The sequence below is a fragment of the Pseudomonas sp. S30 genome (assembly GCF_016518545.1).
In the GTDB taxonomy this organism is placed as follows: domain Bacteria; phylum Pseudomonadota; class Gammaproteobacteria; order Pseudomonadales; family Pseudomonadaceae; genus Aquipseudomonas.
In genome coordinates, this window is the sequence record NZ_JACVTO010000023.1 from 15014 (window position 1) to 27077 (window position 12064).

The 12064-nt window shown below is 66.1% G+C and carries 14 protein-coding genes; 10 read left to right on the forward strand and 4 right to left on the reverse strand.

Annotated elements, in window-relative coordinates:
- Window positions 1-92 precede the first annotated feature (92 nt).
- Entirely contained in the window at window positions 93-551 is a 459-nt protein-coding gene (locus tag IAE34_RS20910) for an Lrp/AsnC family transcriptional regulator (RefSeq protein ID WP_200140855.1), read from the forward strand.
- A 5-nt stretch (window positions 552-556) separates the two neighbouring features.
- On the opposite strand, the gene IAE34_RS20915 is transcribed toward IAE34_RS20910, so the two are convergent.
- The gene (locus IAE34_RS20915; RefSeq protein WP_200140856.1) at window positions 557-1036 is read right to left on the reverse strand and encodes an NYN domain-containing protein; all 480 of its coding nucleotides are present in this window, start codon (window positions 1034-1036) and stop codon (window positions 557-559) included.
- A gap of 104 nt (window positions 1037-1140) precedes the next feature.
- Window positions 1141-1884 (reverse strand): DUF2076 domain-containing protein, encoded by a 744-nt coding sequence (locus tag IAE34_RS20920; RefSeq protein ID WP_200140857.1) that lies wholly within the window; start codon window positions 1882-1884, stop codon window positions 1141-1143.
- A gap of 152 nt (window positions 1885-2036) precedes the next feature.
- Here IAE34_RS20920 and IAE34_RS20925 point away from each other — a divergent pair, with 152 nt between their 5' ends.
- Both IAE34_RS20925 and IAE34_RS20930 read left to right on the forward strand, forming a co-directional pair.
- Window positions 2037-2693 (forward strand): YciC family protein, encoded by a 657-nt coding sequence (locus IAE34_RS20925; RefSeq protein WP_200140858.1) that lies wholly within the window; start codon window positions 2037-2039, stop codon window positions 2691-2693.
- 139 nt (window positions 2694-2832) lie between these two features.
- Window positions 2833-3342: a hypothetical protein gene (locus IAE34_RS20930; protein WP_200140859.1), complete on the forward strand. Its 510-nt coding sequence runs from the start codon at window positions 2833-2835 to the stop codon at window positions 3340-3342.
- 70 nt (window positions 3343-3412) lie between these two features.
- Here IAE34_RS20930 and IAE34_RS20935 read toward each other — a convergent pair whose 3' ends face one another.
- Together IAE34_RS20935 and hrpB are read right to left on the reverse strand one after the other, a co-directional pair.
- Window positions 3413-4282: an AraC family transcriptional regulator gene (locus IAE34_RS20935; protein ID WP_200140860.1), complete on the reverse strand. Its 870-nt coding sequence runs from the start codon at window positions 4280-4282 to the stop codon at window positions 3413-3415.
- Window positions 4283-4452: 170 nt separating this feature from the next.
- Window positions 4453-6975: an ATP-dependent helicase HrpB gene (gene hrpB, locus IAE34_RS20940; protein WP_200140861.1), complete on the reverse strand. Its 2523-nt coding sequence runs from the start codon at window positions 6973-6975 to the stop codon at window positions 4453-4455.
- A gap of 421 nt (window positions 6976-7396) precedes the next feature.
- On the opposite strand from hrpB, the gene IAE34_RS20945 reads away from it, so the two are divergent.
- From IAE34_RS20945 to sctL, 7 genes are all read left to right on the forward strand, one after another.
- Window positions 7397-8326 (forward strand): sigma 54-interacting transcriptional regulator, encoded by a 930-nt coding sequence (locus IAE34_RS20945; RefSeq protein WP_200140862.1) that lies wholly within the window; start codon window positions 7397-7399, stop codon window positions 8324-8326.
- 94 nt (window positions 8327-8420) lie between these two features.
- Complete coding sequence (locus tag IAE34_RS20950) at window positions 8421-8630, forward strand: ATP-dependent helicase HrpA (protein ID WP_200140863.1); 210 nt, start codon at window positions 8421-8423, stop codon at window positions 8628-8630.
- A gap of 58 nt (window positions 8631-8688) precedes the next feature.
- Window positions 8689-9606, forward strand: a complete 918-nt coding sequence (locus IAE34_RS20955) for a type III secretion protein (RefSeq protein WP_233631279.1) — start codon at window positions 8689-8691, stop codon at window positions 9604-9606.
- Between the two features lie 44 nt (window positions 9607-9650).
- The gene (gene sctI / locus IAE34_RS20960; protein WP_200140864.1) at window positions 9651-10025 is read left to right on the forward strand and encodes a type III secretion system inner rod subunit SctI; all 375 of its coding nucleotides are present in this window, start codon (window positions 9651-9653) and stop codon (window positions 10023-10025) included.
- Window positions 10026-10038: 13 nt separating this feature from the next.
- Window positions 10039-10902 carry a type III secretion system inner membrane ring lipoprotein SctJ gene (gene sctJ, locus IAE34_RS20965; RefSeq protein WP_200140865.1) on the forward strand — a complete coding sequence of 288 codons (864 nt, stop codon included), beginning with the start codon at window positions 10039-10041 and terminating at the stop codon, window positions 10900-10902.
- On the forward strand, window positions 10899-11492 hold the full coding sequence (locus IAE34_RS20970) for a hypothetical protein (RefSeq protein ID WP_200140866.1): 594 nt from the start codon (window positions 10899-10901) through the stop codon (window positions 11490-11492). The genes sctJ and IAE34_RS20970 overlap by 4 nt, the downstream gene beginning before the upstream one ends.
- Window positions 11470-12051 carry a type III secretion system stator protein SctL gene (sctL, locus tag IAE34_RS20975; RefSeq protein WP_200140867.1) on the forward strand — a complete coding sequence of 194 codons (582 nt, stop codon included), beginning with the start codon at window positions 11470-11472 and terminating at the stop codon, window positions 12049-12051. Before IAE34_RS20970 ends, sctL begins: the two co-directional genes overlap by 23 nt.
- Window positions 12052-12064: the final 13 nt, after the last annotated feature.

The following is a 12064-nucleotide window of genomic DNA, read 5'->3' on the forward strand; positions in this document are numbered from 1 at the left end:
GCTACAAAAGGGCTTTAATTGGCCGATACACTTTTCAATCCACGGTATTGGCTACGCTTTACCATCGATCATGAACGACCACCCGAGGTCCCATGGACAAGTACGATCGTCTGCTCCTGGCCGCACTGCTCGAAGACGGCCGCGCCTCCTACGCCCAGCTCGCCCGCCAGGTCAATCTGTCACCGCCGGCAGTGGCCGAGCGGGTCGCCAAGCTGGAGGCCAGTGGCGTGATCACCGGCTACACCGCCAAGGTCGACCTGGAAAAGATCGGCTTGCCGATCCAGTGCGTCATCGAACTGCGCCTGAACAGCCACGGTAACCAGCAGGCCTACGAGGCCCTGGCGCGCATCCCGCAGATGACCGAGTGCCACCGGGTCACCGGCGACTCCTGCGTGATCATGCAGGCCGCCGTGGGCTCGATGCCCGAGCTCGAGACGTTGATCGACCAGGTGTCGCAGCTGGGTTTCAGCAAGACGGCGATCGTCTTGTCCAGCCCGCTGGAGCGGCGAGTGCCATTGGGTCATCTGCAAGGCAACGGCAAGCGGCTCTGAGGGCGTCAGCGCTTGAGCAGCAGTTCGCCGTCGATCGGCACGTAGCGCGTGGCCGCGCGCACCAGCGACAACGCCGTCAACCCCGGCGCACCGTAGACCAGCGTCTGCACACCGAAGCGGCGCATCACCCGTTCCAGCAACTGGTCAAAGTCGCCATCGCCGGAGGCCAGCACCACCAGGTCGACCCGGCTGGCAGCCTCGTACACATCCAGGGTGATGCCCACGTCCCAGTCGCCCTTGGCCGAGCCGTCGCTACGCTGGATATAGGGTTTCAGGCGCACCTCGAAACCCAGAGTGCGCAGGATCTGCTGGAATTGCTGCTGCTTGCTGTCACCGCGGTCGATGGCATAGGCCAGGGCTTCGACGATCTGTCCCTGGGCGCTGACCTGCGCCCACAGCGCGCTGTAGTCGAAGTGACAGCCATGAGCCTGGCGCACGGTGTAGTAGAGGTTCTGCACATCGGCGAACAGGGCGATCTTCTTCACGGTGCAACGGCTCCCAGGGTCAGGCGCTCAACGGTCAGGGCGACCTGCGGGCCGCAAAAAAGGGGCGCCAGGCGCCCCGATGTCTGCGTCAGTATGCCTGAGCCTCAGACGAAGGTGTCGTCATCGTCGAAGAAGCTGCCACCGCTGGCGTCGTAGTCGCTATCGGCGAATCCGCCGTCCTGACAGTTGCTCCAGTCGTTGTTGTCGGCCACCTGGCGATGGCTGTCCTGGTCGTTCCAGCCGCCGGTGTCGCTGGCCGGCGCCGGTTCTTCGCGGATCACCTCGACCACTTCGTCGGGCTGGGAATGGTGACTGAACAGGCTGCTGATGCCCTGCGCCAGCAAGACGCCACCGGCCACGCCAGCGGCCGTCTGCATGGCACCGCCCAGGAAGCTGCTGGCGCCGCCGCGCGCCGGCGCTGCGCCGAAGCCCTGGGGTTGAGCCTGAGGTGGCGGCGTGTAGCCCTGTGGCGGCGGCTCGCGCCAACCACCGCCCGAGGCCGGCGGAGCCACCGAGCGCTGAGGCTCGGGCGCAGGACGGCCGCCGGAGCTGCCACCGCCGAACAACCCGGAAAGGAACCCGCCACCGCTGCTGCGCGGGGCTTCCTGAGCCTTCTCGCGGGCCTGCTTGAGTTCGGCTTCCAGTTCCTTGTTGCGGGCATCGAGCTGCTTGAGCGCCGCTTCCTGGACGAGGATCGCCTGGGCCATGTAGTAAGGCGCCGCCGGTTGCTGGCGCAGGTGCTCCTCGATGCGCGCCTGGGCCTGGGCATCGCGGGGCTGCTGCGGATCCTCGGCCTGCTTGATGCGGGTGAACAGGCCGTCGATCAGGGTTTGTTCTTCAGTGTTCATGGGCTTACCTCGTGGGCCATGCGAAACAGCGTACATCGATCAAGATGGGGCGCGCGGATGACGGATTCAATCGCCTGCGCAATGAAAATTTTTTCAGGCTGGCGCAGCTGGGCTAAAGTAGCGCACCGCTTTTCTTGCTGCGATACGGACCGATGAACCCGCTGACCATCCTGCGCGACTCGCTGTACTTCTTCCGCCGCCACTTCACCCGCATCGTGCAGCTGTGCCTGCCGCTGGTGGTGCTCGAAGCCCTGTTCACCCAGCTGCTGCAGCGCCACCTGGGCGAGGATGCTTCGCCCGCCTACGCCATGCTGGTGAGCCTGCTGTTCTACCCGCTGTACAGCGCCGCGCTGATCCTCTATCTGGACACCCGCAGCCGCGGCCAGGAGACGCCCAAGCGCGACCTGTTCGCCCGCGCCGTGCAGCTGTGGCCCACCCTGGCCTTGCTGATCCTGCTCAGTTCGCTGCTGATCATGGCGGGCCTGGCGCTGTTCGTGCTGCCAGGTATCTGGGTGATGATCAACCTGGTCTTCGCCGAGTACCTGCTGGTGCTGCGTGGCCTGCCGGTGATCGAATCGATGCGCGCCAGCGCACGCCTGACCAAGGGCCACTTCCTGCGCATCCTCAGTTGCGTGCTGGCGGTGCTGGCGCCACTGTGGCTGCTGGACGGCCTGCTGCTGACGCTGTTCCCCGAACCACGACCGGGCGTGCAACTGGCGCTGGACAGCCTGAGTGGCTTCCTGCAACTGTTCAGCAGCGTGGTGCTGTATCGCCTGTTCATGCTGCTCGAAGACAAGCCAGCGGCCTAGGCGCTGCCTGAAAAGCCTGGGCGCAGGGGAGCGGGTGAGGCCACAGGGCACTCACGCCTCGCGCTGAAGCGCTTGATGCTGCACCTGCCTGCTCGAGGTGCGGACACTGCTGACTCCCACTGCGACGGAGCCACAGACCATGTCAGACGACCTCAATAGCGCCTATGCCCGCACGTTGCGCGCCCGACTCTACCTGCTCAAGCCCCACGGGCTGACGCCTCTGCGCCTGAGCCGCGCCCGCGACAAGTTCAACTGGACAGGCATCGACAAGGACGATTGGCTGCAGGCCGGCGGCGACCAGGACAGCCCGATCATGACCTTCAGGTTCCGTGCCAGCGAGGGCAACCGCCTGCTGTTCGACATCACCATTCCCGGCCCACCCAGCGACAGCTCAGGCCGCCCCTCGACCAAGCGACTGGGCATCAGCAGCAACGGCTACCTGGGCTTCTACCGAGTGGCCACGGTCACCGAGCCATGGAAGATCGAACCCCTGGAGCTGGACGAACAAGGCCTGGTGTGCCACCTGCGCGACCACCTGGGCCATCGCGTAGCGACCCTGGAAGACACGCCGCACAACAGCGGTCACCGGGTGCACTGGCTGAACACCCAGGAGGGCGAGGTGCAGCGGCTGTTCCTGCGCGAGGTGTGAAGCGCCGCGCCCCGGTTCGCCGCGGCCTGGCGCACGCGGTACCGGAGCAGCGGTAAAGCCGTTCGTTTGCTTACTGCAACGGCACGTACACGTCGGTTTGCCATTGATCCAGCGGCGTCTCGGGATACACGCTCAAGTAGTGGAAGAACAACGGTTCATCGCGCAGTTCCTCGCCACTGGACGGCAGCCAGTCGCGGTAGATCGGATAGATCGTTTCGCCGATATGATCCGGTGACCCCACATGGCGCACCACGACGCAACGACCACCGGGGATGACGATTTCGCCCACGCCGAACGCGTTCGGCGCCACGGGCTCGTGGATCTCGCCACAGATCGCGAAGCGAAAGTCCTGGTCCGGCGTGGTGTCTGGGTTGCCGTAGGGAATGCCGAAGCTGCGACTGGACGCCACCGGCGACTGTCCACTCTGCTTGCGCCAGTCGATGAACCGGCGAACGCTTTCATCGACCCGCGCGGCAGGCCCGCAGTGATGCAACGCCGCGACCCTGACTTCGGAAAATTGCACGATTCGTACTTGCATGATGATCGTCCTGGAAAAATGAGGGATTGAGAACACCGCATTCCAGACCTGCCAGTTCGGCGCTTTCCTGAACGCACTCGGCGTCATGCCGAACGCCCGCCTGAAGGCCCTGGCGAAGGCCTCCGGGCTTTCGAAGCCGGCATCTAGCGCGGCCTGCAGTATCGGATGGTCCGAGCAGGCGGCCAGACGATGCGCGGCACGGCGTAGTCGCATCAGTTGCACATAGCGTGAAACGGGCACGCCCACGAACCCGCTGAACTGCCGATGGAAGTGAAACGCCGAGAAATTCGCCACACGGCTCAAGGCGTTCACCGACAGGTCACCTTCGAGGTTATCGTCGATGTAGGCCAGTACAGCGCCGAGGCGTTTTGCATAAGCGAATGGGGTCGACATATCAGCCATTTGGTAAGCCCGTGGAATGACGGTCCGTCTAGCATCGACCGTGTTGGGGTCGGCGTGCCTAGCCGTGTTTGCTCAAGGTGTGCCTGGGGTGTGAGAAGGCAGGGTCTGCCAGGGCGCCTCGAAGCTCAGTAGCCACCGCAGGCCGTAATCGACTTACTAACCTGGGGCCTTCAGGTTTTCCTGGGCTTGGCCCTCGCAGTCGCTTCGGCCACGAGCGGATCTTCTGGCCAGTAGTGCTTCGGATAGCGCCCCTTGAGGTCCTTCTTCACCTCGGCGTAGGTACTGCGCCAGAAGTTCGCCAGATCTTGGGTCACCTGCACGGGCCTGCGGGCCGGAGACAGCAGATGCAGCACCAGCGCCAGCCGGCCCTGGGCGATACGCGGCGTTTCGGCCAGGCCGAACAGCTCCTGCAGGCGCACCGCGAGAATCGGCGGATGCTGCGAATAATCGATGCGCACGTTGGAGCCGGAGGGCACCTGGAGAGTCTGGGGCGCCTGGGCTTCCAACGACTGTGGGAGCGGCCACGGCAGCAGACTCCTGACGATCGAGGACAGGTCCAGCTGGCTGAAATGGCTGAGCCTGGAGACCTTGCCCAGGTACGGCGCGAGCCAGTCTTCGAGCGTGGCCAGCAGCCGTGCGTCGGTCAGGTCAGGCCACTGGCCGCTGGTTTGACCATCCTGAATGTCCAGCTGACGCAGCAACTCGACCCGCGCCTGCCACTGTCGCAGCTCAGGGGTCCAGGGCAGCAGTTCGAGGCCCTTGCGCCTCACCAGCTTGACCAGGGCGAGCGAACGCGCGTGCTCGTCGAGATTCGGCAGCGGCGTGCTGGACAGCACCAACTGACCCACCTTCGACTGCCGCTCGGCCTTGAGCACGCCTTCCCTTTCGTCCCAGTCGATCTCATCGACTGTCCTCACCAGGCTCGCCAGTTCGCCCTCGAACAGGGCCGGATCGAGGTCGCTCGCCAGGTAGATCCGCTCTTCGCGCTGGCCCTGCCGGCTGCCCAGGTCGGCCACGACCAGCCACGCGTGCTTGCTCAGGGCATCGGGCTCGGCGAACACCGCCGCGCGGCCGTTGGCCAGGCGATACTCCGAGGTACTTGCACGCCGCTGGAGGCCGATGCGGTCGGGATAGGCGAACGCCAGCAAGCAGCCCACCCAGCGTGGATGATCAGGCTCGTCCACGGGCCTGGCGGCGTTGCCGCGCAACAGGCCACGGTACTGCCGCGCCGACTGTTTCACGCGCTGGAAAGCGCCACCGCCTGCGCGCGAGTGACGTTCGCCGCAGAGTGCGCTCAAGCGCGTATGCAGATCGGCACCGGCGCCGCGCAGAATGTCCTTTTCTCCCAGCAGCGCCGCCACGTTGCACGCCAGCTCATCCAGCCCCATGGCGTGACCTTCGATCAACAGGTGGGCGATGCGCGGATGGGCCGGCAACTCACTCATGGCCGTCCCATGCGCGGTCAACTGCCCGCCCTCATCAAGCGCGCCCAGGCGCTTGAGCAGGTCCTGGGCCTGGGCATAGGGGGCGGCGGGGGGCGTGTCGAGCCAGCTCATCTCCTCGGGTTTCATGCCCCAGCGGGCCAATTGCAATGCCAGGGGCGCCAGATCCGCCTGCAGGATCTCGGGCGTGCCGTAGCTGGCCAGGTGCTCGTGCTGCGCGTGGGACCACAGGCGATAGCAGACGCCAGGCTCCAGCCGCCCTGCCCTACCCGCCCGTTGCGTGGCGCTGGCCTGGGAAATGCGCTGGGTGTCCAGGCGGGTCATGCCGCTGCGCGGATCGAACCTCGGTACGCGCTCCAGGCCGCTGTCCACCACCACCCTGACGCCTTCGATGGTCAGGCTGGTCTCGGCGATGTTGGTCGCCAGCACGATCTTGCGCACGCCCACGGGGGCCGGATCGATCGCCGCGCGCTGTGCGCTGAGGTCCAGGTCACCATACAGCGGGCAGAGGAGCACATCGGCGCGACCGTTCAACGACTCGCCGAGCGCCTCGGCCACCCGACGGATTTCAGCCTGGCCGGGCAGGAACACCAGGAGGCTTCCGGGTTGCTCGTGGAGTGCGACCAGGCAGGTGTCGACGACGCGCGTCTCGATGCGCTCGCCCGGCTGCGACGGACTGCCCCATACCGTGGCGACCGGATACATGCGCCCCTCGCTGGTGACCAGCGGCGCCTCGGCGAGCAGCGTCGAAAGGCGGGCACCGTCCAGCGTGGCGGACATCAGCAACAGCTTCAGTGGCGGCTCGTCGCGCAGCAGCTCGCGAGCGCTCAGGCACAACGCCAATGCCAGGTCGGAGTCGAGGGTGCGCAGGTGGTGTTCATCGAAGATCACCACGCCCACGCCCTCCAGGGCAGGATCGTCCTGGAGCCGTCGCGCCAGGATGCCTTCGGTGACCACCTCTATGCGGGTGCGCGGGCCTACCTTGCTGTCCAGGCGAATACGGTAGCCGACGGTCTCACCGACCTGCTCGCCCAGCTCGCTGGCCAGGCGCTCGGCTGCCGCGCGAGCAGCCAGGCGGCGGGGCTCGAGCATCAGGATCTTCTGCTCGCCGAGCCAGGGCTGGTCCAGCAAGGCCAGGGGTACGCGGGTGGTCTTGCCGGCGCCAGGCGGCGCCTGGAGCACCACTTCATCGCGTTGCCGCAGGGCTTGTAGAAGAGCGGGCAAGGCGGCATCGATCGGCAACGAACTCATAGGGTCTCCCGGATAAGCGCGCAATCATAGCGAATCGCGAAAGGCCAGTGCGTCCCAGCCAGGCTCCAGTGATCAAGATCACGCGCCTCGAGCAGGGGGTGACCGCCACCTCACAGCCCTGCAGCGCCTGCCCCGAGACACGCGCAGGCTCTACGCCGGGCCCTGCCATGGACATGCGACCGTGGCCCGGTCAGCGTGTCCTGCGAAGCGATGGTGGACACCGCACGACAACAGCCGTTCAGCTGAAACGATGAACGTCCGTCGCACCAACATGAACTTTTTTTCAATCGGGTTTCTAACCCCCCGAAGCACACGGTAGGTCGGTAGCCAGTCGGTCGTGTCGCGGTGCGGGGTGAGTCTGCGCGCCTTCGATCAGTCAATGTGCCGACCTCCTAGAAAAACAAGAATGGAGTCGTCAGTAATGCAAACGATGCTTTGCGCTGCACTTTCCACTACCCATGAAGAGGATGTTCTCAACCTTGAGGCGTTCGCCAAGAGCGTGGCGCCATTGATGGTCGATGTGCTGTTGCGTGGCGAAACAGGCACTGGCAAGGACACGCTGGCGGAGAAAATCCACCGCATGTCCGGTCGCACGGGCAAGTTCGTCGCCATCAACTGCGCGGCCATTCCCGAGAGCCTGGCCGAGAGCCAACTGTTCGGCGCCAACACCGGGGCGTTCACCGGTGTCAGCCAGAGCCGCGCCGGGTTCATCGAGGCGGCGCACAACGGAACGCTGTACCTGGACGAGGTCGACAGCATGCCGCTGGCGTTGCAGGCCAAGCTGCTGCGGGTGCTGGAATCCAGAACGGTCCAGCGGCTGGGCTCGACCCACAACATTCCGGTGAACATGCGGGTGATCGCCTCGGCACAGTGCCCACTGGCGGAGATGGTCGAGCGAGGAGAATTCCGTCGCGACCTCTACTTCCGCCTCAACATCGTCAGCCTCAAGTTGCCGCCGCTGCGCAGCCGCCGCGAGCGCATCGTGCCGCTGTTCCAGTCGCTGGTGCAGCGCGAGGCGGTGACCCTGGATCGGCCGTTCATCTCGCCACCGCCCTCGCTGCTGCGCCAGCTCACCAGCTACGCCTGGCCCGGCAATATCCGTGAGCTGCAATCGGCTGCCAAGCGCTACGTCCTGGGCCTGCCGGCGCTGCCGCGCGCTGAACCGTCGGAGCGTTGCACCAGCACCACCACGCTGAATCTGAAAGAGCAACTGCAGCAGTTCGAAAAGGTGCTGATCGAAGACTGCATGCGCCGCCATCAGCGCCACATCGACACCGTCATCGCCGAGCTGGGCATCGCCCGACGCACCCTCTACTACCGGATGAAGTGCCTGGAAATCTCGATGAATTGAGTGCCCTGCGTGGAACCGTTCGGGTCCTCGCCGCCACCCAGCTTTCGAGAACCGCGCAAGCGCCTCGCCTTTTCATAATCCGGAGATACCAACTATGAGTTTTGGTGGAGCTTCTCTTGCCGCCTCCATGGCGGCCATGCAGCAGATGGATGCGACCTCGGCCGCGATGACCACCATGAAATCGGAGTTCGACCAGAAGAAACTGGTCGCCGACACCATGAATGCCATCTCGGCAGAGTCGATGGACAGTGCCACCAAGGCCATCACGGCCATGGGGGAGGCTTCCAAGAACATCAGGTTCTGACAACCCGCTGCAAGCCCCGCCGCGGCGGGGTGTCTTCCAGCGCGACGAGATCAGGCCCATGCATACCGATCGTCTGAACAACGCCTCTCCCGCCAGCGCGGCCGTCCAGGGCCCCGCCATGCCCCGCGAGGCCTCGACCGCCCGTGACCTGGCTGATGCCCTCGGCCAGCATTTGACTCACCACGCCGGGGGCCATCGTTTGAAGGAGGCCCTGATGCACGCGAGCGCTGACCACGACGGGCCAGGCCTACGACCCTCGCCAGGTGGCCATGCGGCGCAGCAGGAGGTAACCGGGGGTGGGCAAAACCCGCTGCACCTGGTGCTGACCGACATGCTCGAGGAGATCAACGGCGGGACCGGTCAGAACCTGGAGGTCGACATCGACGACGCCTATGACGATGAAGACCTGCTGGGCGACCTGGCGCACCTGTTCGCCCAGCGTCGACCGCCCCTGGGCGACAACCACATCGGCAGTCAGAGCGATTTCGACAGCGCCAGCAACCCGTTCTGCGGCGCGCTGTTCGGTGCCTGGGAAAGCGCGGTCACCGGCGACCGGCGCCGCGCCCGTCTGCGCTTGCTGCTCAAGCTCATCGCCCTGCTGGGACGACGCACGTTGCGCAGGCTGCTGGAGGTGGACGACCAGGCAGGCCTGGCGCATTACGCAGCGCACGATCACGACCTGATGTTCGAAGTCGCTCGTTTCATGGATCGCCACCCGCAGCGCTATCCCCCACCGGCCCAGCGACATGACTCGGCACCGAGCTGGACCGAACGTGTCGCCGACGGTACCCCGCTGTGCGCCCGCCAGACCCACCTGTTCCAGCTGGCCCTGGAGCGACTGGACCTGGCCCTGGCCCGCCTGGCGGGACAGGCCCCGCTCGCCCGACGCAGAGGCCGACGCGTCGGCGAGGACGTCGAGTTTCACCTGAGCCTCACCGGCAGTGCCCGCAATGTGCTGCGCCTGATGTGCGCCTGACGACGCCAGATCAACCGCTTGCCCCATAGATTGGAGAGACCCGAATGGAACTGCATGTCATCGAAGCCGGCCAACAGGCTGCCGGCGCCAGCAAGGCCAGCGCCAGGCCGCAGCCCAGTGCCGAGACCAACGACGTCAGCTGGTTCAACGCACAGCTGCGCGAAAAGCCGGCGGCGCCTGAGGGCGAGAACAACGTGGCGGCACGCATCATCGATTCTCTGTCCAGCCGCTCAGGCGAGCTGCAGCGTCTGGATGAGCGCGCCAACCGCGACATGCTCAGGGCCATCCGCACCGCCGACCCCCAGGACATGCTGCGCTCCAACCGCTCGCTGTCGTCCTTTCACCTGGAAAGCCTGATGACCGCCAAGCTGGTCAGCAAGGGTTCCCAGGCGATCGAGAAACTCACCAATCTGCAGTGAGGAAAAGCCGGCCATGTTCATTCGCACCTGCTCGACGCTGTTGCTGTGCCTGCTGCTCACCGCCTGCGAGGAACGCTCGGCACTGCACAGTCGCCTGTCCGAGCAGGCGGCCAACGAAGTCATCGCGGCGCTGGCGGACGAGAACATCCAGGCGAGCAAACAGGTCGACAAGGATGGCCTGAGCGTGCTGGTGGCGCGCGCCGACCTCAACAGCGCCGTGCACGTGCTCGAAGCCGCTGGCCTGCCGCGCCGCTCGCGCTCGAGCCTGGGGGATATCTTCCGCAAGGAAGGGGTCATTTCCACCCCTCTGGAAGAGCGCGCCCGTTACTTGTATGCCCTGTCCCAGGAGCTGGAGTCGACCTTGTCGCAGATCGACGGCGTGGTGCTGGCCCGGGTTCATGTGGTGCTGCCGGAACGGGTGGCGCCCGGTGAACCGGTACAACCGGCGTCGGCCTCGGTGTTCATCAAGCACACCAGCGCGCTCGACCCCGACAGCATCACGCCACGGGTGCGCAGCATGATCGCCAGCGGGATTCCCGGCATGGCCGATGCGCCCTCCAATTCGAGCAAGTTGTCGGTGGTATTCGTGCCCACCGCCCCCTACCAGGAGCGACGCCAACTGGCGCATTTCGGACCGTTCCTGATGCAGGCCGATGAGCTCGCCTACTGGCGAACCGTCATTCTGGTGGCCAGCGTCCTGGTGCTGAGCCTGCTGCTGGGCCTGGGCTACGGGATTTATCGACTGTGGCGCAAGGGCGTGCTGACCTGGCCACGGGCGGTTCGCGGCACAGGGCCCGGCTCGAACACCACAGGTGCCGCGCTGTTCGCCGTCAAGACCCCGGCCGGCGCCGCCGACGACAAGAGTTCTGCCGCATGAACGAAGAGCTGCAATGGATTCACTGGTGGCACTACGCGGCGTCTAGGGCGGGCACCGACTGGTTGCCGACCGACCTCCAGCGACTGAGCGCGCCTCACCTGAACGCTCTGGCTCAGGCTCGACACGCGGTCCTGGCCAGGCGCCTGGGCGTGGCGCCGTGCCAGCCCTGCCGGCCCGAGCCGACGCTGCTGGCCCTGCTTTGCGTCCCGGGCACCCTGGCCCTGGCCTGCGAACTGGTGGCCATCACCTGCTCGCCGCTGAGCGAATCCTGCGGCCTGTCGGCCGAGGAGCGCAGCTGGTGCGAGCGCACCGCCAAGGCCCTGCGCCCCGGGCAGTGGCTCGAACCTCGGCAAGACTCGCTCGCGCTGCTGCGCGCCTGGCTCGACGCGCCAACCTGGCAGCGGGTGCGCCTGAGCTTCGCTCGGACCAGGATCGAAGCCGTCGAGCGCAGTCCGGCGCCCCAGGCGGCAGCGAACAGGCTCGACACACTTTGGCGCTCAGCCTGCTGGAAAGCGGGGCGTAGCCTGGCCCACACGGCTCCCGAGTGTCTTTCGACGGAGGTGAACGATGCTTGCACGACGCTCGCTTGAGCTGCGTCCCGAAGGACAGGGGCTGTTGCAACCGCGCATCGCCCGCGAGACCCTGGCCGATTGTGGTCGAGCGCAGCAGGTCATCGACCGCGCCAGGGAGCAGGCCGCGCGCCTGCTCGAACAAGCCAGCGACACGGCCGAAGCCAGGGTGCTCGAGGCCCAGGCGCACTTCTGGGCACAGGCAGGCACCCTGCTCCAGGCCTGGGAAACGCAACGTCAGGCCATGTGGGAGCAGATCGAAACCAGCGCGACGCGCCTGGTCAACGAGGCATTGCACAGGCTTCTGGACGAGGTGCCAGAGCCGGCGCGCGTCGCCGCGCTGGTGCGCCAGTTGGCCGAGGGCCAGCGCGTCCCCTCCGCCGCGACCCTGCACTGTCACCCCGATGATTTGCCGGCCGTGGTCCGCAGCCTGGGCGAACAGGCCTCGGCGCCCTGGACACCGCAGGTAGATGCAGGCCTTGCCCGTCATCAGGTGAGGTTGCACACCCCCGGCGGCCTCTACCAGCTGGACTGGCCCAGTGCCGTGCACGCGCTGCGCGTGCCCGAGCCTCAGGCCTGATTCCCGGCGTCGC